This window comes from Streptomyces sp. NPDC048254 (assembly GCF_043201895.1).
GTDB lineage: Bacteria > Actinomycetota > Actinomycetes > Streptomycetales > Streptomycetaceae > Streptomyces.
In genome coordinates this window covers 1-25,648 of sequence record NZ_JBICZJ010000017.1, presented here as the reverse complement: position 1 = coordinate 25,648, position 25,648 = coordinate 1, and the positions used below count along the sequence as shown (strand labels likewise).

Sequence of the window (25,648 nt, the reverse complement as noted above, 5' to 3'; positions counted from 1 at the left end):
TCGCCCAGGCACTCACTCCCTCCCCACCCTCGGAGAGCCATGCCCCGCACCCGCGCCGCCCGTCCCGCACCCGCCGGCCCCGTCCGTCTCACCCCCGGCGCCCGCACCGCGCTGCGCCCGGCGACCGTCGCCATCGAGAGTGGCTTCTGGCACGACCGCCGCGCCACCAACGCCCGGGTCTCCCTCCCCCAGGGCCCGGACCTGCTGGAGTCCGCCGGGAACCTGCACAACCTGCGGCTGGCGGCCTCCGCGCGCTCGGGCGCCGCGCATGAGGGCGAGTTCCAGGGCGCGTACCCGTTCGTCGACACGGACGTCTACAAGTGGCTGGAGGCGGCGTCCTGGCAACTCGCCCAGGGGGAGGACCCGTCACTGGCCGCCGACGTGGAGCGGATCGTCGCCCTGGTGGCCGCCGCGCAGCAGCCCGACGGCTATCTCAACACCTGGTTCCAGCTGCTCAAGGGCGGCGAGCGGTACCAGGACCTGCGCTGGGGCCACGAGTTGTACTGCGCGGGTCATCTGATCCAGGCGGCCTTGGCCCACCGCCGCTCCACCGGCCGACCCGAACTCCTCGGCGTGGCCCGGAAGTTCGCCGACCACATCGACTCGGTCTTCGGCCTCCCCGGCAGCGGCAGGCCCATCGACGGGATCGACGGGCACCCGGAGGTCGAGACCGCGCTGGTGGAGCTGTACCGGGAGACCGGCGAGCGCCGCTATCTGGACCTGGCCGCCTACTTCGTGGACCGGCACGGCCATGGCCTGCTCGGCGGCGAGGCCTACTGCCAGGACCGGGTCCCGCTGCGCGCGGCGACGAACGTCGAGGGCCATGCCGTACGGCAGTTGTATCTGCTGGCGGCCGCCGCGGACCTGGCGGCGGAGACCGGGGACGCCGAACTGCGGGCGACCGGTGAGCGGTTGTGGCTGGCGATGACGGCCACCAAGACGCATCTCACCGGCGGCCTCGGTGCCCACCACGACCAGGAGGACTTCGGCGACCCCTACGAACTCCCCAACGAGCGGGCCTACTGCGAGACCTGTGCCGCGATCGCCTCGGTGCAGTGGAGCTGGCGGCTGGCCCTCCTCACGGGTGCGGCCCGCTACTCCGACCTGATCGAACGCACCCTCTTCAACGGCTTCCTGGCCGGGGTCTCGCTGGACGGCGAGCGGTGGCTGTACGTCAACCCGCTCCAGGTCCGCGACGGCCACACCGACACCGGCGGCGACCAGTCGGCCCGCCGTACCCGCTGGTTCCGCTGCGCCTGCTGCCCGCCCAATGTGATGCGGTTGCTGGCGAGTCTGGAGCACTACCTGGCGTCGAGCGACGAACAGGGCCTGCAGATCCACCAGTTCGTCACCGGGACGTACGAGACCGACCTGATCCGGGTGCGCGCCAAGACGGACTACCCCTGGCACGGCACGATCGGGCTCACCGTCGAGCAGACCCCGGCCGACGCCCCCTGGACGCTGTCCCTGCGCGTCCCACAGTGGTGCCGGGACTTCCGGGTGCGGTGCGGCACGGAGACCTACGACCGGTCCGACGCCCCGGTGGACCAGGGCTGGTTGCGGCTGACGCGCACCTGGGAGCCGGGCGACCGGGTGCTCCTCGAACTCGGCCTCGAACCCCGGCTGACCGCGGCCGACCCGCGGGTGGACGCCGTGCGCGGCTGTGTGGCGATCGAGCGGGGGCCGCTCGTGTACTGCCTGGAGCAGGCCGACCATCCGGGCGGCGGTCTGGACGACATCGTCCTCGACCCGTCCCGTCCGCCGGCCGTGAAGCACCGCCCGGACCTGCTCGGCGGTATCACCACCGTGGTGGCCGCCGGACACCGGCGGCGCATCCCCGACCGGGGCTGGTGGCCGTACCCCAGCGCGGACGACACCGGTCCCGAACCCGACGGCGAGCCGGTCGAGTTGACCGCGATCCCGTACCCCGTCTGGGCCAACCGCGAGGACGGCAGCATGCGCGTCTGGCTCCCCACCTCCTGAGACACCCCGTCCTACGACAACGAGGTCACCCCGTGATACCCACCCGCCGTACCCTCATGGTCACCGCCGTCGCCCTCGGCACCCTCGCCTCCCTCACCGCCTGCGGTGGCGGTTCCGGCTCCTCGGGATCGTCGTCCCCGGCCGGCGGCACGTACACCTTCTGGGACCCGTATCCGCAGTTCGACGCCGCCTCGGAGTGGGGCAAGCGGGTCACCGCGTGCGGCACCGCGGCCGGGGTGAAGCTCAAGCGGACCGCGTACGACACCACCGACCTGGGCAACAAGGCGCTGCTGGCCGCCCAGCAGGGCAACGCGCCGGACGTGATGCTGGTCGACAACCCGGTCGTCTCCACGCTGGTGGAGGCGGGGATCCTCAACAAGACCGGCGACCTGGGTCTGGACACCTCGTCGATCCAGAAGAACATCATCGGCGCCGGCACGATAGGCAACGCCTCCTACGGCGTGCCGATCGGCGCCAACACCCTCGCGCTCTACTACAACAAGAAGATCCTCTCCGCCGCCGGTGTCGACCCGGCCTCGGTCAGGGACTGGGCGTCGCTCACGGCCGCGCTGAAGAAGGTGAAGGCGGCCGGGAAGAAGGGGATCACCTTCTCGGCGATCAACACGGAGGAGGGCAGCTTCCAGTTCCTGCCGTGGTTCTGGGGCGCGGGCGGCGACCTCACCCGGCTCGACTCGGCCAAGGGAGTCGCGGCGCTGGCACTGTGGCAGCAGTGGGTGGACGCGGGGTACGCGCCGAAGGACGTGCTGCAGAACACCCAGACCACCAGCTGGCAGGAGTTCGCCACCGGGGACTACGCGTTCAGCGAGAACGGCACCTGGCAGCTCGGCAACGCCGACAAGGCCGGGTTCCCGTACGGGGTCATCAACATCCCCGGCCAGAACGGTGGTTCGGCGCCGGTGCCGACCGGGGGCGAGTTCGTGACCGTGCCCGTGCAGCAGGACACCTCCCGCTACGACGTGAGCAAGAAGATCGTCACCTGCCTGACCAGCGACTCCAGTCTGCTGGCCACCGACACCACGCTCATGTACGTGGCGCCCACCTCCGCCGTACAGGCCGAACAGGTCAAGAAGAACGCGGAGTTGAAGCCCTGGGTGGCGGCGGTCGCGGCGGCCCGGGGCCGTACCAGCGGCGGTCTCGGCACCAAGTACCCGACCATCTCCCAGCCCCTGTGGACGGCCGTCCAGGCGGCGCTCTCGGGGGGCAAGAGCCCCCAGGACGCGCTGAGCACGGCCCAGTCCAGCGCGCAGAAGGGCTAGGCCCGACATGACCGTCGCCCGGGTCGACCAGCGGCGGCGCGCACCGGCCGCCACGGCGGAGGCGAGCGAGGCCGGTGCCCGGTCCCTGCGCCGCAGGCGGCGGCTGACCGCGCTCGCCTTCGTGACCCCGCTGCTCGCCTACCTCTGTGCCTTCTACGTCTATCCGCTCTACCGCAACCTCGACCTGAGTCTGCGCGACTACACCGTCCGGTCCTTCGTGGCGGGCGACGCACCCTTCTCCGGCTGGGACAACTTCCGCAAGGTGCTGGACGATCCGACGTTCGGACCGGCGATGCGGCACACGATGGTCTTCACCCTCGTGTCGATCGTCTTCCAGTACGCGATCGGGCTGGCCCTCGCGGTCTTCTTCAACCGGCACTTCAGGCTGTCGACCGTGCTACGGGCGCTGTTCTTGGTCCCCTGGCTGCTGCCGCTGATCGTGTCGGCGTCGACATGGTCGTGGATGTTCAACAGCGAGTCTGGAGTGGTGAACTACTTCCTGCACCTTTTCGGCGTGGCCCCCGTCGGCTGGCTGACCTCGCCGGACTGGGCACTGACGTCGGTGATCGTCGCCAACATCTGGATCGGCATACCCTTCAACCTGGTCATCCTGCACAGCGGCCTGCAGAACATCCCCGGCGAGCTGTACGAGGCGGCGGCCCTGGACGGGGCGGGCGCCTGGCAGCAGTTCCGCCGGATCACCTTCCCGCTCCTGCGTCCGGTGTCGGCGATCACGCTGCTGCTCGGGCTCGTCTACACGCTCAAGGTGTTCGACCTGATCTGGATCATGACCAGGGGCGGTCCGGGCGACGCCTCCTCCACCCTGGCCACCTGGTCGTACCAGCTCGGCTTCGGCACGCTGCTGCCCAGGTTCGGTCCCGGTGCGGCCGTCGGCGACATCCTGATCCTCATCGCCCTGGCCTTCGGCCTGCTGTACATCCGCGTGCAGAGGAGGCAGGAGACGTGAAGTCCCCCACGAGGAACCGCCGTTACACCGCCCTCGGGCTGCTCCTCACCGCGCTGATGCTGTTCCCGGTGTACTGGATGGTCAACGTGTCGCTCACCCCGCAACGGGACATGCGCAAGAGCCCGCCGGACCTGCTCCCGCTGCACCCCACCTTCGAGGGCTACCGGGCCGTCCTGGACGACCAGTTGCCCTACCTCGGCACCAGCCTGCTCATCGGCCTCGGCACGGTCGCCCTCACCCTCGTTCTCGCCGCCCCGGCCGGCTACGCGCTGGCGAAGCTGCGCCCGCGCGGGGCCGGCGCCCTGGGCCTGGCCCTCCTCATCGCGCAGATGGTCCCCGGGATCGTCATGGCGATGGGCTTCTACGGCATCTTCCTGGACCTCGGCCTGCTCAACTTCTGGTGGGGCCTGATCGTCGCGGACTCCACCATCGCCGTCCCGTTCGGCGTCATGATCTTCACCGCGTTCATGTCGGGCATCCCCGGCGAGCTGATCTCGGCCGCCCGGATCGACGGCGCCGGCACCTGGCGCACCTTCCGATCGGTCGTACTCCCGCTGAGCCGCAACGCGATCGTCACCGTCTCGCTGTTCGGTTTCCTGTGGGCCTGGTCCGACTTCGTCTTCGCCAACTCCCTTGACGGCGGCGGCAGTTGGAAGCCGATCACGCTCGGCATCTACAAGTACATCGGCAACAACAACCAGGAGTGGAACGCGATCATGGCCACCGCCGTGGTCGCCTCGGTCCCCGCCGCCGTCCTCCTCGTCCTCGCCCAGCGCTATGTGGCCGCGGGCGTGACCGCGGGCGCGGTGAAGGACTGAACCCTCCGACTCACCCACTCTTCTACTCCTCGAGGAGATCCATGCCATGAGCCGCATCCCCCTCAGAGCCGCCCTCGGTGCCGTGGTCCTGACCGCCGCCCTCGGCACCGCCACCCCCGCCGGGGCCGCCCCCACCTCCGCCACCACCCTCGTGGTGAACGCCAACCAGATCCTGCGCCCGGTCACCCACGTGGCCTCGGGCAGCCTCTACGGCCTGGACACCGCGAGCGTGCCGGCCGACAGCCTGGTCGCACCGCTCAAGCCCAACACCTTCGTACAGATGGCGCCCGGTGGCAGCCAGCTGCCCAACGGCGAGCCCAGCCCCGGCGGCGATGCCCTCGTCGTCGCCCCCGAGGCGGCCAGGGCCGGCGCCAAGGTCGTCGTACGCATGCCGGACTGGTATCCGAACTTCCCCTACAAGTGGGTGAGCTGGAGCGACTGGCTGTCCGCCGTGGACAAGCAGGTCGCCTCGGTGAAGTCCTCCGGGGCCACCGACATCGCCACCTACGAGCTGTGGAACGAGCCGGACTGGACCTGGAACACCTCGGCGGCCGGCAGCTTCGACTCCGGATGGGCCACGACATACCGGGAAGTCCGGGCCAGGGACGCCAACACCCCGATCCAGGGCCCGAGTTACTCGGCGTGGAACCAGAACTGGATGAGCACGTTCCTCTCCGACGCCAAGGCGAGCGGCACCGTCCCCGACATCGTCGCCTGGCACGAGCTGCAGGGCTCGCAGAACATCGCCGCCCATGTCGCCGCCTACCGCGCCCTGGAGACCAGCCTCAACATCAGCCCCCGCCCGGTCGCCATCGAGGAGTACGGCACCACGAGCGAGGTCGGCGTCCCCGGACCGCTGGCCGGCTATGTCGCCAAGTTCGAGCGGGCCGGTGTGCACGACGCCGAACTCGCCTTCTGGAACCACTACGGCACCCTCGGCGACACCCTCACCGACACCGGCGGCTCACCGAACGGGGCGTACTGGCTGTACAAGTGGTACGGCGACATGTCCGGGAACATGCTCGTCACCACACCCCCGGCACAGACGGGCGTCGACGGCTTCGCCTCCCGCAACGGCGCGGCCGACCAGGTCAGCGTGGTCACCGGCGGATGCACCGGTTCGTGTGCCGTCACCGTCAACGGACTGTCGTCGTTGCCGGCCTTCGGCAGCACTGTGCACGTGAAGCTGGAGTACACCCCGTCCAAGGGCCGTACGACCGCCGTGTCCGGGCCGATCACGATCTCGGACGCCGACTATCCGGTCAGCGGCGGCTCGATCACCGTGCCGATGACCATGAACGCCTCCGACGGCTACCACCTGACCGTCACCCCGAGCGGCACCGCGACCTCGCTGGCCGGGCGCTACCAGATCACCAACCGGAACAGCGGCCTCGCGCTGGACACCAGCGGCGCGGGCACCGCCCAGGGCACCGCGGTCGTCCAGGCCACCGCCACCACGGGCACCGACCAGAACTGGACCCTGGTGGCCGCCGGCAACGGCCTCTACAAGATCCGGCAGCAGGCGAGCGGGCTGCTGCTCGGCATCACCAACGCGGGCACCGGCGCCGGCGGTACCGCCCTGATCTGGGGCGACAACGGGACCGCGGACCACCTCTGGCAGCCGATCCCGTCCGGCGACGGCTACTACAAGATCGCCAACTACAACAGCGGGCTGCTGCTCGGGGTGACCGGCATGAGCACCTCGTCCGGCGCGCAGGTCCTCCAGTGGGACGACAACGGCACCGCCGACCATCTGTGGAAGCTGACCGCGCGGTGACGTACCCGACAGTGAACCACCACACACCCGGGAGCGGCCGGGGCCAGGAATCGTAGCCGCGCAACGGTCTCCCCTGTCGATTCGCAGCGGAAGGGGCCCAGGCGGCCGAGCCTTCACAGGCCGGCCGTCCGGGGCTCCCGAACATCCCCACAGGTGATCAGAAACGGGCGGCTATCGTGACCGGACCGATCGAACACGGACAGAGCTGGCGGAGGACGGGGCGGTGGCGGAGGAAGGGCGGCTGGTCGCCGGGCGGTACCGGCTGACCGAGCGGATCGGCCGCGGCGGCATGGGCACCGTATGGCGGGCCGACGACGAGGTGCTGGCCCGGCAGGTCGCGCTGAAGCAGATCCACGCCCGCCCGCAGCTCTCCGACGACGAACTGGCCACCCTGTACGAACGCACCCGCCGGGAGGCCCGCAGCGCCGCGCGGGTCGTACACCCCAATGTGATCGTCGTGCACGACGTGGTCGACGACGGCGGCCGCCCCTGCATCGTCATGGAGTACGTCCCCGCGACCACCCTCGCCGACCTCCTCGACGGCGGCCGGACGCTCGCGCCCGAGGAGGCCGCCCGGATCGGGCTCGGCATGGTCGCCGCGCTGCGGTCCGCGCACACCGCCGGCGTTCTGCACCGGGACGTCAAGCCCGGCAACGTGCTGCTCGGCCCGGACGACCGGGTCGTCCTCACCGACTTCGGCATCGCGCTGACCGCCGGTTCGTCGACGCTCACCCAGACCGGCCAGATGGTCGGCTCGATCCCCTACATGGCCCCGGAACGGCTGCGCGGGCTGACGCCCGGGCCGGCCTCGGACCTGTGGTCGCTGGGGGCCACGCTGTACCAGGCGATGGAGGGCCGGCCGCCGTTCAGGCGCGAGACCGCGATGGAGACGGCGTACGCCATCGTCACCGACCCCGTTGAGCCGATGAAGCAGGCCGGCCCGCTGGAGCCGCTCGTCCGGCTGCTGCTGTCCAAGGACCCGGCGGACCGGCCCTCGGCCGAGCAGACGGAACGGGCACTGCTTGCCACCTGGTCGGGAGCCCTGACGGAGGTGGTACCGCCCCCGGCCCCGGTTCCCCTGACCGCCTCCGCCTCCCCGACGGTCTCCGCCCCCGCCACGGTCTCCGCTCCCCCGGCGGCTCCCCGCGCCCGGCGCAGACGGCGCGCCCGGCGCGGGCGCCTCGCCCTGGTCGCCGGTGCCGTCGCCCTGGCGGCGGCCGCGGGCACCGCCGTGACGCTGCTGCACACGCCCGCCGGAAGGACGCCGACGAGCACGCCCTCGTCCTCCCCGCTCCCCCAGGGGTACCACCGCGTCACCGACAAGACCCTCGGCGTGTCCTTCCCGGTACCCGACGGCTGGAAGGCCGGCACCCGTGCCCCCGACGAGGTCACCTACAAGGACCCGACCGGTCTGGCCGGCGTCACCATCGGAACGGTGGAACCGGCCGGCGCGAACCCGATCACGCACTTCGCCGGCATCGAGGCCAACACCAAGGTCAACTACCCGACCTACCGCAAGCTGCGGATGCAGCGGACCGACTTCCGGGGGCAGCCCGCCGCGATCTGGGAGTTCACCTTCCGGGGCCGGGTCCGCGTCTTCCGCGCCGTCGACCTCGGCTATGGCAGGGAGGGCGGCCGGGAGTACGACATCTACCTCTCCGCGCCGGACGCCGCATGGGCGACGTACCGCCCGGTCTTCGACAACGTGAGGGACGGCTTCCGCACGACCGGCTGACCGCTCGGCAACCGGAACGTTCGACCGCTAAGTTGGGCAGCATGAGCAACCTTGACCGTGCGCCCGTACCGAGTGTGTGCGGTGGCCGCGGATTCGTCGTCGCCGAACCCGTCCGCGAGCTGCTGAGCCCCCGCCACGTGCAACTCGGCGAGTCGACCGAGGTGCGCCGGCTGCTGCCGAACCTCGGCCGCCGCATGATCGGCGCCTGGGCGTTCGTCGACCACTACGGCCCCGACGACATCGCCGACGAGCCCGGGATGCAGGTCCCGCCCCACCCGCACATGGGGCTGCAGACGGTCAGCTGGCTGCACCAGGGCGAGGTACTGCACCGCGACTCGACCGGCAGCCTGCAGACGATCCGCCCGCGCGAGCTCGGGCTGATGACCTCGGGCCGGGCGATCAGCCACTCCGAGGAGAGCCCCAAGTCGCACGCCCGGTATCTGCACGGCGCCCAGCTGTGGGTCGCGCTGCCGGACACCCACCGGCACGTCGAACCGAAGTTCGAGCACCACCCCGGCCTGCCGACGGTCACCGCGCCCGGCCTCACCGCCACCGTGATCCTCGGCTCCCTCGACGGCGCGGCCTCGCCCGGTACGACGTTCACCCCGATCGTCGGGGCCGACCTGGCGCTGACGCGGGGAGCGGATCTGCGCCTGCCCCTGGAGACGGACTTCGAGTACGGCGTGCTCGCGATGTCCGGCGAGGTGCGTGTCGACGGCGTACCGGTGCTCCCGGGCTCGATGCTCTACCTCGGCTGCGGCCGCACCGAACTGCCGCTGCACGCCGAGTCGGACGCGGCGATCATGCTCCTGGGCGGCGAGCCGTTCGAGGAGGAGCTCATCATGTGGTGGAACTTCATCGCCCGTTCCCAAGAAGAGATCGTACAGGCCCGGGAGGACTGGGAGAAGGGGGCCCGTTTCGGCGAGGTGACGGGGTATGACGGGGCACCGCTATCGGCACCGGAGATGCCACCGACACCACTCAAACCACGCGGACGAGCGCGCTGACCTGCAAATACGCTGGCTCTCCCGCCGAGAGCCGATGACCACGCGGCCGCCCTCCACCTAAAGATGATCTTTGGCGGCAAGAGCCCTTGGAAGCTGTCGAAACGGCACCTCCGGGGGCTCTATCGATTCCATCGCGTGGGCATCTGTGGGCAGCTTTAGCAGAACCAATGCTGACCTAATGCTGACTTTCCTGATGGGTTGTCAGGTCCGTGAGTGGCGCCAAGGCCACTGCGGGAGGAGCATCGCGACGGATGTGGGCCATGGCGCGCACCTACCTGATGGAGCCGTGAGCGAGCGCCTTACGCACGGCAAGGCCCCATGGACTCCCTTTGGTCGACCCGTTGTGGAAGCCCAACAGATTCGGTTGCACCGAGACGAAGCTTGTACGAGGCGGCCGGAGCCCGCGTCATGGCCGGCTTCTACGCACCGCAGCACTCAGCCTCGGCGCCACAATCGGGGATCTCGGGGCTCTGTGGGCCAGCGGACACCTTGTCACTGCCGCGCCGCTGGTCGCGTCCCCCCTCGCGCGGGGTGCTCGCCGGCCGGAGCAGCGAGGTGCTCCAGTGACGCCTGCGAACACCCCATTGAGCTTCGAGGGCCGCCCAATACTCGTCGAGCGCTGCCGCACCCGGCCGATCGGGCACGTCGCCGCCGAGGCCGGCGTCTCCAGGTGAAGAACACCATCGCCGTCCTGGTCCGAGTCATAGAGCGGGCAGTCCGTGACGGCATCATCAAGGTCAACCCCGCCCGGGTGACCGGCTGGCAGAAACTCTACAAGCAGGCCGAGGATCAACTCATCGACCCACGCTCGCCGGCCCTGCCCGACTGGGAGACCCTCCTCGCACTGGCCAACGCGCTCGTGGCCGCCTCCCACGGCCACCACCACGGCTGGGGAGACATGGTCATCTTCGCCGCGTGCACCGCCGCACGGATCCGCCAGGTCTCAGGCTGCCGCGTCGCACCCCCAGCCGAACGGTGCTCCGTTGAACGGCATATGGCGGCGATGCGGCGGAGACGGGTGGCCGCCGGCTGCGGACAAGATTCCCGTGTGGCTGGCCCTGGCAGCGGGCAGAAACGTTCGGGCCGACCCCATCTGCCGTGGGGCTGGCCCATTGTCGTGCGGTGCTTCAGGACGGGATCACAGATCGAGCAGGAAGTCGAAGTCCGTGTCCTTCGCGCCGAGCAGCCACGCCTTGGCCTCGGCCGGGGTGAAGACCTGGGGTAGGCGATCGGGGTTCTGCGAGTCACCGATCAGGACGTACCCGTCCTTGACGGCGACGCGCACGCAGTTCCCGCCGCCGCCGCTGTACTTGGACACCGTCCATTCGACCGACGACAGGTCGAACGAGGACGGGTCCGGCTTCGCTGTCACTGTTCTAGCTCCTTGATCCTTTTCTTGAGGCGCATGCGCGTCTCGTCGGGGTCCAGCGCCCGCTCCCACAGGTTGGTGAAAGTCGCGGTGTAGCGCTGCACATCATCCTCCCCGTCGAAGTACAACGAGCTGACCATCGTCTCAACCCACACGACCTGGCGGGCGGCCTCAGGGAAGGCCATCAGGACGAACGGGCCTGCAGACCCCGGATGCAATCCGACGGTGCCCGGCAGGATACGGATGGTAGTGCGAGGGTCTTCGGACTCCTCCAGAACTCGCTCCAGCTGCCGCCTCGCCACGACGGGATCATCGACAGCGAGGTGGAGTGCATGCTCGTCCACCAGGGCGCGGAACTCAGCGAGTGCACCCTCTCGCACCTGCTGCTGGCGGTCCATGCGAACGTCGACGAGTGCCTTGACCTCGGAGGGACGCAGATCGGGCCGCATCTGGGCGATGACGGTGTAGGCGTAGTCCTCGATCTGGCAGAGACCCGGCCAGATGTCCCGTTCAAAGTTCGACAGCACAGCGGCCCGGCGCTCCATCTTCAGGAAGCCCTCGAACTGCATGGGCCCCAGCAAGTGGGCGTTGCGTCGCCACAGAGCAGGACGTGGTCGACCGGCCGGAGTGGTGTCCGCCCCCAGCAGCGCCAGGATTTCTGAACGCTCGGAGTCGCTGGCCTTGTAGACCTCGAGCAGCGCCTCGACGAGATCCCGGGCCAGACGTCGACGCTGCCCTCGTTCGAGTCGGCTCAGCCCACTGTTGTCGATCTTGACTCCGCGCCGGCGCAGCACTTCGTGGCCAGCGACATCGCCCTGCGTGAGGTCCCGGCGTTCTCGCAAGTCCTCCAGGCGCAGGCCGACTTCACTGAGGGTCAGCGACCACGGCGTCTTCGCTTCTGGCATGGTGGCCAGTCTGACGGCTCCCCGCGCTCCCTACAAGCAATATGGTCGCGCAATTTGCTCGACCATATTGCTAACCGCTCACCCTTGGGAGCATCCTAGCCAGGGTCACGAAGTGTGCAGCGCCCGTCGCCATGCGTGGATGTCGTTCCGCTGCTCTGCTGTCCGCACACGCCCAGGGAGGGGTCGCCGCGATGCGTCGGACGCTGTTCAGCCTCCTGTTGAAGAAGCAGAACCTCACCACCTGGGAAGTGTTCTGCGTGCCCTACACGGCCACCGGCCGGGAGCTCACCCGCGAGACCGGCAACCGTCGCCTCGCCACGGTCAGCCTGGGGCGCACCACGTTCGACCGATGGTCCTCCGGCCGCTGGTACGGCCGGCCCCGCGGTGAAGCGGCGCAGATCTTGGAACGCATGTTCGGGTATCCCGTTGATGTTCTGTTCAGCCCGGCGCCCGACTCTAGAAAGTCCCCGGTGGCCGTGGGGTCCGTGGGAACGCAGATCGGATCCCACTGGCCCACCTCCTGCATGCTGATCCCTACGGGCGGCCCGGCAGGCACCTGGGAGATCACCGGACGCCACCGTCTTGACGGGACGAGCGCCGCGGTGCACCTTCTCCCAGTCATGAGGCGGGGCGAGGAAGTGAACCCCGACGACCTGAGCAAGGACGACCAGCGCAACCTGGAGGGGTTCTTACGGCCGGCGCGCCGGGGATTCATCGTCGGTGTCGAGGAGCGACAGGACGATCTGGAACTGTACGTCCGTGAAGCTGCGTGCGCCCGCAGGCCGGGCCAGCCGGGATCGCAGTCCGCCGGAACCCTGTCGATTCCCACGGCCTACCTCCTGGACGACCTCACGTACGGCATCGTCTGGGCACTCACTCAACTCGACGATGGCCTTCTGGCCGACGACCAAGTCCTCGACAGCGAGTGGCACCTCATCAGTACCTACCTTTCCCTGCCGAGATCGGCGCCCAGCCAGTTGCTCGTCGACCTCACCGCAGCGGGCAGCAGTTGGATGGGGTCTGCGTTCTGCGCCCAGCACATCCAGCAGGAACTGGCCAACGCCACGGAGGTGCCGATCTTCTGGACACGCGAGCAGAGTGGGGAGGAAGCAGCCCCTTGGCTGTTCTTCAAGCACAAGCTCGACTACCTCCAGGCACTCACCCGCTTCCGCAGCGCTACGACGCCAACCATCCGGGTCTTCTGCGTGCCCGAAGCCGAAGTCCCGCAATCCGAGCCGTACGAGAGAGTCCTGCTCATGTTGGCGGTCGCTCTCATGGAACGCTTCGGGATCCAGGTGCGGGTGATACCGAAGCCGGAGTACGCGGAGGTGGACGGCGTGGCCCTGGTCCACGGGCAGCGAGCCGTCGTGGCCAACTGGGTGCGGGTTCCAGGCGGGGCGCTCTGGGCCGCCGACAGCACGTCAACTCGGGGCGACCTGCGCACGTACGCGGCTGCCTTCGCCGACGCGCAGGGCAACGATGTCCTTTCGGGCGCCGAGGACTCGGCGAGCCGCTTGCGGGCCTTCTCGGGCTATCTGGGCCTGAACTGGGGCTGGTTGACGTCCCGATGCCGCTCGCTCGGTGAGTACGGTGTCGCCGGACTCGTTCGCCCGCGTAGCCGCCTGCTGACGGTGGACGCACTCGATGAGACCCTGCTCTTCCTCGGCAAGCTCGCGTCCGACCATTGAGACCTGTCCACGTCGCCTCCAGGCATGAAAGGCCCCTCGTGTCCTCCGCTGACCGTGCCCCGCACCGCTCCGTTCTCGTCCTGGCTCTCGGCGGCACCATCGCCATGACACCCACCGCCTCGGTGTCCGGGGTCACTCCTACTCTGACTGGCTCCGATCTCGTTGCCGCCATACCTGGCCTCCAGGACATTGCGGTCACCGCGGAGGACTTCCGGAAACTGCCCGGTGCGTCCTTGACGAACAGCGACATCGTCGACTTGGTATGCCGACTGGAGCATGCCAACCGTGAAGGCGTCGACGGGATCGTGGTCACCCAGGGCACCGACACCCTGGAGGAGACTGCGTTCCTGACCGACCTCTACTACCGGGGCAGCGCGCCGGTGGTCTTCACCGGGGCCATGCGCAGCGCCGCGTCAGCAGGTGCCGACGGCCCGGCGAACCTCCTGGCCGCCGTGCAAACAGCCACGTGCACAAGGGCACGGGAACATGGTGTCCTCGTCGTCCTGGGCGACGAGATCCATGCCGCCCGGCACGTCCGGAAGATGCACACCACCAGTCCGGCCGCCTTCAGTTCCCCGGCGACCGGCCCTCTCGGGCACCTCGTAGAGGGAACAGCACGGCTCCAACACCCGCTGCAAAGGATCGGGCCCGTCTCGCTGCCGCTCAGCGCCCCATCCGAGGTGGAGGTCGTCACCGCGTCCCTGGGCAGCAGCGGAATCCTGCTGGAAGGGCTTGACGGCAAGGTCTCCGGGCTGGTCGTGGCCGCCTTCGGCGTCGGCCACGTCCCACAGACGTGGGTTCCACGGCTCGAAACGCTGGCGGCCTCGATGCCCGTCGTCCTCGCGTCACGCATCGGCACCGGGCCCGTCCTCACCTCGACCTACGCCTTCCCGGGCTCTGAGAGCGACCTGCTGTCCCGGGGCCTGATCGCCGCCGGCACGCTCGACCCGTACAAGGCCCGGCTACTCCTGATCGCCCACTTGGCCGCAGGAACACCGCGCCCGGAGATCGCCAAAGCCTTCCTCGACTACCGCTGATCCCCCACCACCAGCATGAAGGACGTCCCCGACGATGCGCTTCGCCCAGGTCCGTTCCGGCCGGCAGTTCGTTCTCGCCCTCGACCACGGGGAGGACCTCCTCGCCGGACTCACGCGGTTCTGTGAGGACCAGGGCATTCGGTCCGGATACATCCCGACGTTTGTCGGCGGGTTCCACTCGGCGCGCCTGGTGGGCTCCTGCGAGCCCCTCGCTGAGCCCGAGGCCCCGTTGTGGGAGGAGATCACCGTCGAGACAGTTGAGGCGCTCGGCGGCGGGACACTCGCGTGGGACTTGGAGAAAGACTGCCTGGCACCTCATATTCACGTCGCGGCTGGCATCAAGGGCGCATCGGCCGACGGGCGGGTATCTCACCTCCTCGGCGCGAAGGTGCAGTTCATCTGCGAGATCCCCATCGTTGAAATCGTCGGCGACGCGGCGAGCCCGGCGCTGACCCGACGCCGCGATCCGAACCTGTACGACGTCCCTCTCCTCGGCTTCGGCACGGGCAGCTGAGGAGGGAGAGCGCGATGCGCAGGGCGATCCGCTTCCCGAAGGTGGTCGAGGCTCGGCACATGCGCGTCTACGAGACGTTCACGGTGCGCTTCAAGCGGGCTGCCAAGGAGGTAGCCCGGCTGGACGGTGACCCCACTCTCGCCTCCGTGTATGTCTCCCGGTCCACCTGGGACCGGTGGATGGTCGGGGACATCAAAGGGCTGCCGCGGCGCCCAACATGCCGGGTCCTGGAGCACCTGCTCGACGAGACGGCCGAGCAACTGTTCGGGCCAGCCGAGCCGAACGCCGACCAACGGGCCGAGACCGGGGCAGCGGCAAACGGCGAAGGCTCGCTGGGAATTGTCGGGTTGTCACCGCACGTCGCCGCTATGGAGTCTTTTCGGCTCGCGGACCGCCAGCTCGGCGGCGGCCACGTCTACCGATCTGTGGTGCACTATCTCAACACGGCTGTCGCCCCGGCCCTCTTCAGCGCGGCGGACCAGCGTGAGAGCGGCGAGGTGGTGTTCGGGGCTGCGGTCGTGCTCACAGAGATGGCGGCGTGGATGGCTCACGATGTCGGACGGGACGACCTGGCTTCCGGGCACTTTGACCGCGCGCTGCGTCTGGCGCAGAGCCTTGCAGACGTGACCGCAGGCGCGAATGTGCTGGCGGGCATGAGCCACCTGGCTCTGCAGACCAAGCAGGTGAACGCGGCCGCCAACCTCGCCCGCAGCGGCCTGGCGCGGCTTGCCGCCGGTCCCATGGTCCCGGCTCTCTCAGCCCGCCTCCACGCCATGGAGGCCCGCGCGCTCGCCCAGCTCAACGAGGGTCGCGACGCCCAGCGGGCTCTCGACTCAGCACGCGATGCCTTGGCACTTACACATTCCGTACCGGCTTCACATTGGGTGGCACCGTTCGACGAAGCAGCGCTGGCCAGCGAGGCAGCCTCCGCGCTGCTGGATCTCGGCGCGCTCGACGCCGCAGCCAAGGATGCGGAACGGGCACTAACGCTACGCGACGCAAGCCGGGTCCGGAGCAAGGCGTTCGGGCAGGTCACGCTGGCGCGGGTCTTACTGGCGCAAGAGCAGGTCGATGCGGCCTGCCAGATCGGTGTGGAGTTGCTGACCGCCGGCCAGTCGGTGACCTCTCTGCGGCTGAGTAGTCAACTCGACTCGTTGCAGTCTGAATTTGATCGGTACCGCCAGGTGCCCGAGGTCCGAGACCTGCTCTCGCGTATGGCTGCCACTGCTCAGCGTCGTAGATTGCTGCTCGGCAGTCTCGCGCTACCGGAAGGCCCGCAGTGAACGATGCTCCCAGGCCGGGAGACCCCGGCCGCAACGCCTACCTGGTCGAAGGCAACGCCAAACAGGCCCGGAAGCGAGCGGCTGCCGATGCCTTGGTTCGAGACGGGGACGGTCGACTGCTTCTGGTGAACCCGACATACAAGGATGGGTGGGACCTTCCCGGGGGCATGGCCGAGGCCAACGAGCCCCCCGATGCCGCTCTTCGCCGGGAGCTCCGCGAGGAGCTCGACCTCGACATCACCAGCCTGCGGTTCCTGTGCGTCGACTGGGTCGAACCGCATGGCCCGTGGGACGACTACCTCGGCTTCGTCTTCGACGCCGGCGTGCTGTCGCCCGAAAAGGCCGCCAAGCTGAAGCCCTACGACGAGGAAATCTCCGAGCACGGCTTCTTCGACGTCACTGAAGCGCTGCGTCTGCTGCCGGACCGGCAGCGTGTCCGAGCGCAGCAAGCCCTGCAGGTGCTCGACGACGGAATTCCGCGCTACCTCCGCAACGGGGTGCCCTGCTGAACGGGAACGGCTGCGCGCCCGTCTCGGCTGGTCACCGTCGAGAAAGTGCGGTCCGCGATAGGACTCATCGTGCTTCGGATGCGGTGGAATACCTCCTCGATCACCGTCAACTCCTTGCTGCACAGGGGCTGGCCGAGAGAGTCGAAGTATCGGCCGACTTGTTGCCGACCGCCCACGCCGACAACCACCACGGCATTCTGCACCTGGTGAAGGATGAACCGTAAGGCCACCCGGAGCAGGGCATCAGCGGACGAGCCAAACCGGTGGGACAGGACTGCGAGCCCATGCGTGACAGCTGCTGTCTGCACCTCCGCTCGGTCGGCCGCCAGGCCCTCCGTCCGTGGGCGGCAGCCAGCAAGGACGCCATGGGCCAGTGGAGAGGCGATCAGCAGGCTGGCGCCGCGGCGTGCGGTGAATGCGCCGAGGTCCTCGCCGTCTCCGATGTCTGCCAGCGGGAGAAGGCCACTCGCCTGCGTCCAGACCACATCAGAGCGGATCTGGTCGAAGAGGTCCAGGAAGCGGCGGATAAAGCGTACCGAGGAATGGCCATCCGGTCCGCGCAGACCGATCGCTCGTATCTGGCCGAGATCCCGTAGCACGTGCATCTGCTCGGCGACTGGGCCGAGGTAGCGGTCGCCGTTTCCGAAGTCGTACGACTCAAGGGTGTAGACGGCGAGTTCGTCGAGGTAGAGGTTCTCCAGAGTCTGTTCGAGCTGGTGCCGCACACGAGGGCCGGCGTACGGGTGGGGAGCGGAGCTGCAGACCCGGCCGACGGTGCTGGACACCTGCACATTGTGGCCCGGGTTCTCCTTGAGGATTTTGCCGATGAGCCGCTCGGCGTGGCCATACCGGTGGCTGTCTGCCGTGTCGATGAGGTTCACACCGGACTCCACGGCGCGGCGCAGCCCGTCGAGCAGTTGCGCGTCGTCCGGCTGAGCGGCGGTCGGAGCCCACCGAGAGGTGCCTGTACCAATACCCAGAGGGCTCAGTAGCAAGTCCCGGGCTACGAGGCGGTGGGAGAGGTCGTTCGGCAGCATCAGTATGTGTCACCCGCTCGATGCAGGAAGACCGCGACGATTCGTTTCCCCGTATCGTCGTGCTGAACCCGCCAGGCACTCGCCAGCGCGTCCACCAGGAACAGACCTCTCCCGTTCACATCGTCGTCGGCGGCCCGCACCGGATTCCGTGGCACCGCTGCCGTGTCCTGGCCGCCGTCGCGGACCTGAATCACCGTTCCCCACGGGTACAGATCGAGAGAGATGCCGAGGGCCCCTCCAGCGTGCTCGATGGCGTTGCCAACCAGCTCGTCAGCCACCAGCACCACGTCGTCCTTGTACTCCTCGTCAGGGGTCTCCGGAAACGCGCTGCGGACTATGCGGCGGGCGGCGCTCTGCGGCTCGTCGAGGCCGCGAAGGTCGAGCGCGGCATGCTTCACAGGACCACCGGCGGCACGGCCTTGGCCGCGTGCCAAAGCGGTACTGGTGGGACCAAGCACGGGGATCACTCCTCGCTGCATTCACGATGCCCGGGGGGGACGGACTGGCAAGTCCTGGTGAATACCGTGGCCCATCACTCAGCGATGGCGACAGCGAAAACGCCCCCCACTTCTCCCCACTTCGTGGCCAGGCACACGAGCCTCCCGAGACCGGACGACAGCCATAGAGGGCAGGGTCCGCATAAAAGTTCGGGATTTACGCAGTTCCCGCAGCACCGAGACCATCAACCAAGATGCCCTCTGCGCCCCGGTTCCGATCACGCCTTGAAGCCGACAGGAACCGCGAAAACGGCTCTTAGCTGGCAGAACGCCATAGGGGCACCCTTCAACCCCACCATCACGCCGCGAGCGCGTTTATCACCGTTCGAACGTTCCGGTCAAGCACTTCTAGCGAAGTGGGGTGAAGTGGGGACAGCGCGGCTGATCTCTAGCGACGGGCACTCACACAAGCCCTAGCGTGCCAACTGATGGCCAAATCAACCGCTTTTGTCCGTGGAGTTAGCGGAGGGTGTGCGGTTCCCGACTACATCCGCCGACACCGAAGTGGGGAGAAGTGGGGGTCCGTTTTCGCTACCGGCAACACCCCCGAGGGGCAACGCTATTCACGGCTTCACACAACGCCAGGCACACGCCATTCGACTGGGCAGCACCTCCGCTCGCCCATCGCCCCCTAAGACCCAGGCGAGTTCGTACTGGTGGACTGCGGCCGCAATACAAGCCCCACAATCAGCCACCGACCAATGACAAAGTGCAACGCAGGCATGTCGGACTCGCCCAGCCACACCCTTCAGAAGGAGGTTGTTGATGAGACGCCCCGCCTTCGAACTCTGCGTAACTGAGAGCTCTTTCGAGGCTCAAATTCACCGTTGGCCCAATCACGCCCAAGCCCAGTTGGTCTGATGTGAAGAGGAGTTGTGTCATGTGGCTTCCGCTGCCTCCCGGTCGAGACGCCCGCCAACGCGTTGCCGCGAACAGACAGGGTGGGGGCGGTACCGGACTCCGCACCGAGGCAGAACAGTCGCTCCCCGCTCCGGTAGCCACCGAGCCTCTCTGACCCACAATTCCCGGCCGCTACGGCAGCCCCGATACCGCCCCCGATCTGCGGGGCTCACGGAGATCCACACGATGAAACGGCTTCCGCGCATCGAGCAGTACGGCCTGATCGGCGACATGCAGACCAGCGCCCACGTCTGCGATGACGGTTCGATCGACTGGCTGTGCCTGCCCCGCTTCGACTCGCCGGCCCCGTTCCCGGCCCTGCTCGGTTCGGAGAAGCACGGGGCATGGCGCATAGCCCCCGCCGCCGCCTTCCAGGAGGGCTCCGCAGCAAGCGCCGAGCGGCGCTATGTCGGCGAGTCCCTCGTGCTGGAGACGGTGTGGACGACCTCCTCCGGCAGCGTGACGGTCACCGACTTCATGCCGCCGCGCAACGGAGCGCCGCAGGTGATCCGGATCGTGGAAGGCACGACCGGTCAGGTCTTCATGGTGTCCGCGCTGCGCGCCCGCCCGGGCTACGGCCGCATCAGTCCGTGGGTCCACGAGGCGGGCGGGCGCATAGTGGCCGAGGGCGGCGAGGACGCGCTGTGGCTGGACACGGCCACTGAGCAGCGGGAGAAGAACGGCGCTATCGTCGGCTCCTTCACGGTCACCGCAGGCGACAGCGTGGCCTTCGTGCTGAGCTGGAGCCCTTCCCACGGCAGCCCGCCCGAGATCCCAGAGGCCGAAGCCGCGCTGGAGGCGACCCTGGCGTTCTGGGAGGACTGGACGAGCCAGTGCACCTACACCGGGCCCTACCGCGACGCCGTCCTCCGCTCGCTCATCACCCTGAAGGCGATGACGTACGCGCCCAGCGGGGGCATCGTCGCCGCGCCGACCACATCGCTGCCCGAGGAACTCGGGGGCGAACGGAACTGGGACTACCGCTACACCTGGCTGCGCGATGCCTCCACCACCCTGGCCGCACTGCTCGGGTCCGGCTTCCGCCAGGAGGCCGGCTCCTTCCGCCGGTGGCTCCTGCGGGCCGTGGCCGGCGATCCGGAGAACCTGCAGATCATGTACGGCATCACCGGCCAGCGAGACCTGCCTGAGCGGGAGCTGGCGTGGCTGCCCGGATACGAGAACTCCGCACCGGTACGGATCGGCAACCGCGCGGCCGAACAAGTGCAACTCGATGTCTACGGCTACGTGATCGAGACCCTCTACCTCGCGCACGAGAGCGGCGTCGCCCACTGCGGCGACACTGCGGTCCTCCACCAGCGACTCGTTGAACACCTCGCCGAGCGGTGGCAGATGCCCGACGAAGGGATCTGGGAAGTCCGCGGAAAGCGACAGCACTTCGTCCACTCCAAGATCATGACCTGGGTGGCCGTCGACCGCACCATCCGCCTGATCGAGGCCGGCGCCATGGAAGCCGACATGTTCGCACTGATCGAGCTGCGCGAGGCCATCCGCCGCGACGTGTGCACCCGTGGCTTCGACGCCGAGCGCAACACCTTCACCCAGTCCTACGGATCGCAGGAGGTTGATGCCGCCCTGCTGCTGATCCCCCGGGTGGGCTTCCTGCCACCGGACGACCCGCGCGTGGTCGGAACGGTGGAAGCGGTCCGCCGGGAACTGTCCACCCCCGAGGGCTTCGTGCACCGGTACCGGACCGCCGGGAAGCGCACTGGGATCGACGGCCTGACCGGTAACGAGGGGACCTTCCTCCTCTGCTCGTTCATGATGGTCGACGCGCTCGCCCTGACCGGCCGCCCGGACGAAGCCCACGCCTTGTTCGAGCGGCTGCTGGCCCTGCGCACCGACCTCGGCCTGCTCGCCGAGGAGTACGACCCCACCAGCGGGCGGCAGCTGGGCAACTTCCCGCAGGCGTACAGCCACATCGGGGTCATCGGATCCGCGCTCCTGCTGCAGCAGCTTGGCGCGAGTGCGCCTACGGCCGACGCGGACGTCCTCGTGGCGGCGAGTGCCCGATGAACACGCCCGCCATCACCACGCTCGTCCTGCTCACCCTCGCGGCCGTCATCGCCTCGGCAATGGTCTGGGTCACCCGTCGCCGCTGGCTCGCGGCACGGCACCAAGCACATCTGCTGACCCGAGAACAGCAGGCCACCGAGCAGGCCCTGGATCGGCTGGTTCACGAGGTGCTGCCGCAGATCCACAAGGCCAGCGGCCGGGTTGCTCCGTCTGTTCTGCCGCCGGAGTTGACCGGCACCGCGGTCGGCGAGCGGCTGGAGCTCGTGGCCAAGGCCACTGCCGGCCTCGCCCAGGCCATCGTCCGTGACATCCGGTACGCCGCGCACCAGGAGATCGAACAGGTCAAGACACACGGGGCGGAGGAGTTGCGCCGTTCGCATACCGACGCGCAGGCCGAGATCGCCCGCGTGCAGGCGAACGCCGTGCGATCGACCGAGGCTGCGGTGCGCAGCGTGTCGTCGGCGCTGGTGGGTATGGCCGCCCGGACCAGCCGCAGGGTCAGCGAGGGGGTCCGGGCGCACCAGGACGACGCCGCCTTCGAGACGCTGACCGGGATCGACCGCACCGTCCAGCAGACGCTGCTGGTCGCACAGGGCTGGACCGTCTTGGCCGGCGGCAAGCTGTCCCGACACTGGACCACCACGACCCTGACCGATGTGGTGCGGGCCGCGATGGGCTACGTCGAGGGCTACCAACGCGTGGCACCGCAGGAGCTGCCCCTCGCGGTGAAGACCCGTGTCGTCGGGCCCGTGGTGCACACTCTCGCCCTCCTGCTGGACAACGCGCTGCGTTTCTCCCCGCCGATGTCCCGTGTCCACGTCTCCTTCGAGCAGGGCCACCACGGGGTCACCGTCATCGTGGACGACAGCGGCCTGCAGATGACGCCTGAACAGCTCGACGAGGCCCGGAACGTCCTCTCCGGCCAGCAGAGCGACGACATCACACAGCTCGGCGCCCTTCCCAAGACCGGCTTTCGGGTGGCCGCTGCTCTCGCGCGCGACTACGGCTTCCGGGTCGACGTCCAGGCGCCCAACGCGCTGCTCGGCACCCGCGCGCTCCTCACCCTGCCCGAGGACCTCCTCACCACCCTGGCCGAGGCGGCACCCGCTGCCGTACCAACCGCGCACAGCGTCCCGCAGGGCACGCTCGCACCCGTGTCGGAGAGCCACCTGGCACTGGCCCCGCCCGTGCAAGAACCGCAGCCCGTCCCCGTTCCTGCACACCCGCCGGCAGAGGAGCGCCTCGATGATCCAGCCGCGGCCGGCACTACGGCCAGCGGGCTGACACGGCGCAACCGGCGCGGCACCCCGGCACCTGCTCCCGCCCGTCGCCCGGTCAACGCGGAGCCGGGACGCGCGAGCGTGATCGCCTCCTGGGCCCGCGGCACCCAGGCGGCACGCGCCGAACTTGACGCCGCCGCCCCCTCCATGACCCCTGACGAGCAAGGACACGAGGCATGAGCGAGAAGAACATTGGCTGGCTTCTGGAGCGCTTGGAGGAGACCGACGGCGTGGAGTACGCCGTGCTGGTCGCGGCCGACGGCATGAGCCCGGACTACACGCCCCGCCTCCAGCGGGAGCCGGCGGAGAAGATCGCCGCAATCACCTCGACGCTGTGGGCTGCGTCGCGGGCCTTCGACCGCGAGACGGGCGGCGGAGGCGTGCGCCAGTTCGTCATGGAGTCGGTCGACCACATCTCCCTGCTCATCCCGGCTGGCCAGAACACGATGCTCGCCGTCCGTACCAGCAGCCCCCACGTCGACGTCGGCGTGATCAGCGAGGCCGCCCTACGGCTGGCGGGCAGCGTGGGCGACCAGTTGGGTGTCAAAACCCGGGTGACCAGCGGCGTGGAAGCCTCACCGGCATGAGCAGGCCGCGGCCAGATCCCGACCTGGTCAGGCCCTACGTCCGCACGGGCGGACGTACCCGCCCCGGCACGGACGTGCGCCTGGAGAGCGTGGTCTTCGCCGCGACCGGCACCCACCCCGGACTCCATGCCGACGGACGCCGCCTGCTGGCTCTGTTCGCCGGCGCCCGCGGCGGCGGTCTGGCCGTCGCGGAGATCGCCTCCGAACTCGCCCTGCCGCCCTCGACCACCCGCATCCTCGTCGCCGATCTCATCGGACTCGGGCTGATGACCCTCGCCCAGGGCCACGACGCCGAACGCCCTCCCGCCTCACTGATCGAAAGGGTCCTTCATGGCCTCCGCCGTCACGCCTGACCGGTTCGTCGCGCCAACGGTGACGGCGACCGCGAAGATCGTGGTCGCCGGAGCCTTCGGCGTGGGCAAGACGACCTTCGTCGGCAGCGTCTCCGAAGTGCCGCCCGTCCACATGGAAGAGACCATCACCCAGGCCAGCGCCCTGGTCGACGAACTGGATCGCACGCCAGAGAAGTCCACCACCACCATCGGCGTCGACTTCGGGCGCAAGCACCTCGGCGACGACTTGGTGCTGTACCTGTTCGGCACCCCGGGCCAGGCCCGGTTCCGGTTCCTGTGGGAGGAGCTGATCGTCGGCGCCCTCGGCGCCCTGGTCCTGGTCGACCCCCGCGACCTCGATGCCTCCCACGAGATCCTCACCCTCCTCGAAGAGGCCGAAGTGGCGTACGCGGTCGCGGTCAACCAGTTCGACGGCGCACCCCGCTATCCACTCGCCGAGATCCACGAGGCGCTCGCCCTGGGCGGACACACCCCGCTGACCGTGTGCGACGCCCGCCAGCGGGCGTCGTGCATGCAGGCCCTGATCCAGCTCACCGAATACCTCGCACGTCTGGAGCCCCGACCGTGAGCACAGCGCCCCCTCGCATCTCCCTGTACGAGCCGGACTTCGCCCAAGACCCGCACGCCTTCTACCAGCGGATGCGCGAGCAGTTCGGTCCCCTGGTCCCGGTGGACCTGGCGCCCGGCGTGCCCGCCACACTGGTCGTCGGCTACGAAGCGGCCCGCCGTATCCTCGGCGACCCTCAGCGCTTCCCCGCCGACCCGCGCAGGTGGCAGGTCACCGTCCCGGACACCTGCCCGATTCGGCCGATGATGGAGTACCGGCCCAACGCCCTGCGCTCCGCCGGCGCCGAGCACGCCCGCTACCGGGCCGCGAACACCGCCGCGTTGCAGGCACTCGACCAGCACGCGCTGCGCGATCACGTCGAGCAGGTCGCTGCCCAGACCGTCAGCGCCTTCGCAGCCGAGGGGAAGGCGGACCTGCTGGCCCAGTACGCCTGGCCGCTCGCCTTCCAGACGCTCAGCCACCTGCTCGGCTGCCCCGACGAAGTCGGGCGGCGGATCGCGGACGGCATGTCCAAGATCTTCGACGGGGTCAACGCCTCCATCGGCAACCAGATCCTCGCCCAGGCCGTCACCGACCTCGTCGCCCTGCGCCGGGCGCATCCCGGCGACGACGTGACCAGCAGGCTCCTCGTCCACGTCGCGCGGCTGAACGACATCGAGATGGGCCAGCAGCTCATCACCCTCTACGGCGCGGGCATCGAACCGCTGACCAACCTGATCACCAACACGCTCCTGGAGATGCTCACCAATCCTGACTTCTCCGGGGATCTGCACGCCGGCGATGCCTCCGTCCGCGAAGCCCTGGACACGGTCCTGTACCGCGACCCGCCGCTGGCGAACTTCTCCATGAGCTACCCGCCCCGGCCGGCCGACATCGGCGGCTACCTGCTCCCTGCCGACGAGCCGGTGGTCATCAGCTACGCCGCCTGCAACAACGACCCCGACCTCGGCGGGCGCGCGCCGCTGGGCAACCGCGCCCACCTCGCGTGGGGCGCCGGCCCGCACAGCTGCCCGGCCAGCTCGCACGCGTACCTCATCGCCGAGGCCGCCATCCTCCACGTCCTCGACGCCCTGCCCGAGATGGACCTCGCCACCCGCCGCGAGGACCTCACCTGGCGCCCCGGCCCCTTCCACCGCTCCCTGGTGACCCTGCCGGTCACCTTCCCCACCAGCTGAAAGAGACCCCGACGTGCCCGAACAGCAGATACTCTTCCTCGACCCCACCGGCAGCGACCCGAACGCCGAACACCAGGCCCTGCGCGAGCGCGGCCCCGCCACCCTCGTGGACATCCTCGGCGTGCGCGCCTGGTCGGTCTCCGACCCGGCCCTCCTCAAGCAGCTGCTCACCAGCAAGGACGTATCCAAGGACGGCCGCGCCCACTGGCCGGCTTTCGCCGAGACTGTCCCCACCTGGCCGCTGGCCCTGTGGGTGTTGGGCGACGCTGAGAATGCCGACGGTGCGGGCACTGAGGATGCCGATGAGCGAGGACAAGATCGCCCCGCTGGGGTGGTCCCAGCGGGGCG

General features: G+C 69.1%; 22 protein-coding genes and 2 pseudogenes. 20 read left to right on the top strand and 4 right to left on the bottom strand.

Annotated features, from left to right (window positions below):
- Positions 1-39: 39 nt before the first annotated feature.
- The 8 genes and pseudogenes from ACGFZQ_RS37200 to ACGFZQ_RS37165 all read left to right on the top strand — a co-directional run.
- Entirely contained in the window at positions 40-1,983 is a 1,944-nt protein-coding gene (locus tag ACGFZQ_RS37200) for a glycoside hydrolase family 127 protein (RefSeq protein WP_393844097.1), read from the top strand.
- A gap of 32 nt (positions 1,984-2,015) precedes the next feature.
- Positions 2,016-3,260 carry an extracellular solute-binding protein gene (locus ACGFZQ_RS37195; RefSeq protein WP_393844096.1) on the top strand — a complete coding sequence of 415 codons (1,245 nt, stop codon included), beginning with the start codon at positions 2,016-2,018 and terminating at the stop codon, positions 3,258-3,260.
- Between the two features lie 7 nt (positions 3,261-3,267).
- The gene (locus tag ACGFZQ_RS37190; protein WP_393844095.1) at positions 3,268-4,227 is read left to right on the top strand and encodes a carbohydrate ABC transporter permease; all 960 of its coding nucleotides are present in this window, start codon (positions 3,268-3,270) and stop codon (positions 4,225-4,227) included.
- Positions 4,224-5,045: a carbohydrate ABC transporter permease gene (locus ACGFZQ_RS37185; protein WP_393844094.1), complete on the top strand. Its 822-nt coding sequence runs from the start codon at positions 4,224-4,226 to the stop codon at positions 5,043-5,045. The genes ACGFZQ_RS37190 and ACGFZQ_RS37185 overlap by 4 nt, the downstream gene beginning before the upstream one ends.
- Before the next feature lie 46 nt (positions 5,046-5,091).
- A complete protein-coding gene (locus tag ACGFZQ_RS37180) occupies positions 5,092-6,822 on the top strand; it encodes an RICIN domain-containing protein (protein ID WP_393844093.1) in 1,731 nt (576 codons plus the stop codon).
- A 223-nt stretch (positions 6,823-7,045) separates the two neighbouring features.
- Positions 7,046-8,557 carry a protein kinase gene (locus tag ACGFZQ_RS37175; RefSeq protein ID WP_393844092.1) on the top strand — a complete coding sequence of 504 codons (1,512 nt, stop codon included), beginning with the start codon at positions 7,046-7,048 and terminating at the stop codon, positions 8,555-8,557.
- Between the two features lie 41 nt (positions 8,558-8,598).
- Positions 8,599-9,564 (top strand): pirin family protein, encoded by a 966-nt coding sequence (locus ACGFZQ_RS37170; RefSeq protein ID WP_393844091.1) that lies wholly within the window; start codon positions 8,599-8,601, stop codon positions 9,562-9,564.
- 661 nt (positions 9,565-10,225) lie between these two features.
- Positions 10,226-10,522: pseudogene (locus ACGFZQ_RS37165) on the top strand (site-specific integrase); the annotation flags it as partial.
- Positions 10,523-10,702: 180 nt separating this feature from the next.
- Here the strand turns inward: ACGFZQ_RS37165 and ACGFZQ_RS37160 are convergent.
- The gene (locus tag ACGFZQ_RS37160; protein WP_393844090.1) at positions 10,703-10,936 is read right to left on the bottom strand and encodes a DUF397 domain-containing protein; all 234 of its coding nucleotides are present in this window, start codon (positions 10,934-10,936) and stop codon (positions 10,703-10,705) included.
- Positions 10,933-11,838 (bottom strand): helix-turn-helix domain-containing protein, encoded by a 906-nt coding sequence (locus ACGFZQ_RS37155; protein ID WP_393844089.1) that lies wholly within the window; start codon positions 11,836-11,838, stop codon positions 10,933-10,935. The genes ACGFZQ_RS37160 and ACGFZQ_RS37155 overlap by 4 nt, the downstream gene beginning before the upstream one ends.
- 191 nt (positions 11,839-12,029) lie before the next feature.
- Between ACGFZQ_RS37155 and ACGFZQ_RS37150 the strand changes: the two genes are divergently transcribed.
- Genes ACGFZQ_RS37150 through ACGFZQ_RS37130 form a run of 5 tightly spaced genes read left to right on the top strand, consistent with a single transcriptional unit; the run spans position 12,030 to position 16,869 of the window.
- Positions 12,030-13,526 carry a hypothetical protein gene (locus tag ACGFZQ_RS37150; RefSeq protein WP_393844088.1) on the top strand — a complete coding sequence of 499 codons (1,497 nt, stop codon included), beginning with the start codon at positions 12,030-12,032 and terminating at the stop codon, positions 13,524-13,526.
- Positions 13,527-13,564: 38 nt separating this feature from the next.
- The gene (locus ACGFZQ_RS37145; protein ID WP_393844087.1) at positions 13,565-14,563 is read left to right on the top strand and encodes an asparaginase; all 999 of its coding nucleotides are present in this window, start codon (positions 13,565-13,567) and stop codon (positions 14,561-14,563) included.
- Positions 14,564-14,597: 34 nt separating this feature from the next.
- Positions 14,598-15,077 carry a PPC domain-containing DNA-binding protein gene (locus tag ACGFZQ_RS37140; protein ID WP_393844086.1) on the top strand — a complete coding sequence of 160 codons (480 nt, stop codon included), beginning with the start codon at positions 14,598-14,600 and terminating at the stop codon, positions 15,075-15,077.
- A gap of 14 nt (positions 15,078-15,091) precedes the next feature.
- The gene (locus ACGFZQ_RS37135; protein WP_393844085.1) at positions 15,092-16,360 is read left to right on the top strand and encodes a hypothetical protein; all 1,269 of its coding nucleotides are present in this window, start codon (positions 15,092-15,094) and stop codon (positions 16,358-16,360) included.
- Complete coding sequence (locus tag ACGFZQ_RS37130; RefSeq protein WP_393844084.1) at positions 16,357-16,869, top strand: NUDIX domain-containing protein; 513 nt, start codon at positions 16,357-16,359, stop codon at positions 16,867-16,869. Before ACGFZQ_RS37135 ends, ACGFZQ_RS37130 begins: the two co-directional genes overlap by 4 nt.
- Here ACGFZQ_RS37130 and ACGFZQ_RS37125 read toward each other — a convergent pair.
- Positions 16,842-17,906: an aldo/keto reductase gene (locus ACGFZQ_RS37125; protein WP_393844083.1), complete on the bottom strand. Its 1,065-nt coding sequence runs from the start codon at positions 17,904-17,906 to the stop codon at positions 16,842-16,844. The two genes, ACGFZQ_RS37130 and ACGFZQ_RS37125, sit on opposite strands and share 28 nt — an antisense overlap.
- Entirely contained in the window at positions 17,906-18,304 is a 399-nt protein-coding gene (locus tag ACGFZQ_RS37120; protein ID WP_393844082.1) for an ATP-binding protein, read from the bottom strand. The genes ACGFZQ_RS37125 and ACGFZQ_RS37120 overlap by 1 nt, the downstream gene beginning before the upstream one ends.
- Positions 18,305-19,489: 1,185 nt before the next feature.
- Here ACGFZQ_RS37120 and ACGFZQ_RS37115 point away from each other — a divergent pair.
- From ACGFZQ_RS37115 to ACGFZQ_RS37085, 7 genes and pseudogenes are all read left to right on the top strand, one after another.
- Positions 19,490-21,337: a glycoside hydrolase family 15 protein gene (locus ACGFZQ_RS37115; RefSeq protein WP_393844081.1), complete on the top strand. Its 1,848-nt coding sequence runs from the start codon at positions 19,490-19,492 to the stop codon at positions 21,335-21,337.
- On the top strand, positions 21,334-22,797 hold the full coding sequence (locus tag ACGFZQ_RS37110; protein WP_393844080.1) for an ATP-binding protein: 1,464 nt from the start codon (positions 21,334-21,336) through the stop codon (positions 22,795-22,797). The genes ACGFZQ_RS37115 and ACGFZQ_RS37110 overlap by 4 nt, the downstream gene beginning before the upstream one ends.
- Positions 22,794-23,204, top strand: coding sequence for a roadblock/LC7 domain-containing protein (locus ACGFZQ_RS37105; RefSeq protein WP_393844079.1), 411 nt, complete (start codon positions 22,794-22,796; stop codon positions 23,202-23,204). The genes ACGFZQ_RS37110 and ACGFZQ_RS37105 overlap by 4 nt, the downstream gene beginning before the upstream one ends.
- Positions 23,201-23,557: a DUF742 domain-containing protein gene (locus ACGFZQ_RS37100; protein WP_393844078.1), complete on the top strand. Its 357-nt coding sequence runs from the start codon at positions 23,201-23,203 to the stop codon at positions 23,555-23,557. Before ACGFZQ_RS37105 ends, ACGFZQ_RS37100 begins: the two co-directional genes overlap by 4 nt.
- Positions 23,535-24,125: an ATP/GTP-binding protein gene (locus ACGFZQ_RS37095; protein ID WP_393844077.1), complete on the top strand. Its 591-nt coding sequence runs from the start codon at positions 23,535-23,537 to the stop codon at positions 24,123-24,125. The genes ACGFZQ_RS37100 and ACGFZQ_RS37095 overlap by 23 nt, the downstream gene beginning before the upstream one ends.
- A complete protein-coding gene (locus tag ACGFZQ_RS37090) occupies positions 24,122-25,300 on the top strand; it encodes a cytochrome P450 (RefSeq protein ID WP_393844076.1) in 1,179 nt (392 codons plus the stop codon). The genes ACGFZQ_RS37095 and ACGFZQ_RS37090 overlap by 4 nt, the downstream gene beginning before the upstream one ends.
- A gap of 13 nt (positions 25,301-25,313) precedes the next feature.
- A pseudogene (locus tag ACGFZQ_RS37085) lies at positions 25,314-25,648 on the top strand (hypothetical protein); the annotation flags it as partial.

Bases quoted from the DNA above. Each gene is read 5' to 3' on its own strand.
- ACGFZQ_RS37170 (WP_393844091.1), top strand. From the start codon at position 8,599: ATGAGCAACCTTGACCGTGCGCCCGTACCGAGTGTGTGCGGTGGCCGC.
- ACGFZQ_RS37110 (WP_393844080.1), top strand. From the start codon at position 21,334: ATGAACACGCCCGCCATCACCACGCTCGTCCTGCTCACCCTCGCGGCC.
- ACGFZQ_RS37180 (WP_393844093.1), top strand. From the start codon at position 5,092: ATGAGCCGCATCCCCCTCAGAGCCGCCCTCGGTGCCGTGGTCCTGACC.
- ACGFZQ_RS37095 (WP_393844077.1), top strand. From the start codon at position 23,535: ATGGCCTCCGCCGTCACGCCTGACCGGTTCGTCGCGCCAACGGTGACG.
- ACGFZQ_RS37100 (WP_393844078.1), top strand. From the start codon at position 23,201: ATGAGCAGGCCGCGGCCAGATCCCGACCTGGTCAGGCCCTACGTCCGC.
- ACGFZQ_RS37190 (WP_393844095.1), top strand. From the start codon at position 3,268: ATGACCGTCGCCCGGGTCGACCAGCGGCGGCGCGCACCGGCCGCCACG.
- ACGFZQ_RS37115 (WP_393844081.1), top strand. From the start codon at position 19,490: ATGAAACGGCTTCCGCGCATCGAGCAGTACGGCCTGATCGGCGACATG.
- ACGFZQ_RS37155 (WP_393844089.1), bottom strand. From the start codon at position 11,838: ATGCCAGAAGCGAAGACGCCGTGGTCGCTGACCCTCAGTGAAGTCGGC.
- ACGFZQ_RS37140 (WP_393844086.1), top strand. From the start codon at position 14,598: ATGCGCTTCGCCCAGGTCCGTTCCGGCCGGCAGTTCGTTCTCGCCCTC.
- ACGFZQ_RS37125 (WP_393844083.1), bottom strand. From the start codon at position 17,906: ATGCTGCCGAACGACCTCTCCCACCGCCTCGTAGCCCGGGACTTGCTA.
- ACGFZQ_RS37200 (WP_393844097.1), top strand. From the start codon at position 40: ATGCCCCGCACCCGCGCCGCCCGTCCCGCACCCGCCGGCCCCGTCCGT.
- ACGFZQ_RS37105 (WP_393844079.1), top strand. From the start codon at position 22,794: ATGAGCGAGAAGAACATTGGCTGGCTTCTGGAGCGCTTGGAGGAGACC.
- ACGFZQ_RS37150 (WP_393844088.1), top strand. From the start codon at position 12,030: ATGCGTCGGACGCTGTTCAGCCTCCTGTTGAAGAAGCAGAACCTCACC.
- ACGFZQ_RS37135 (WP_393844085.1), top strand. From the start codon at position 15,092: ATGCGCAGGGCGATCCGCTTCCCGAAGGTGGTCGAGGCTCGGCACATG.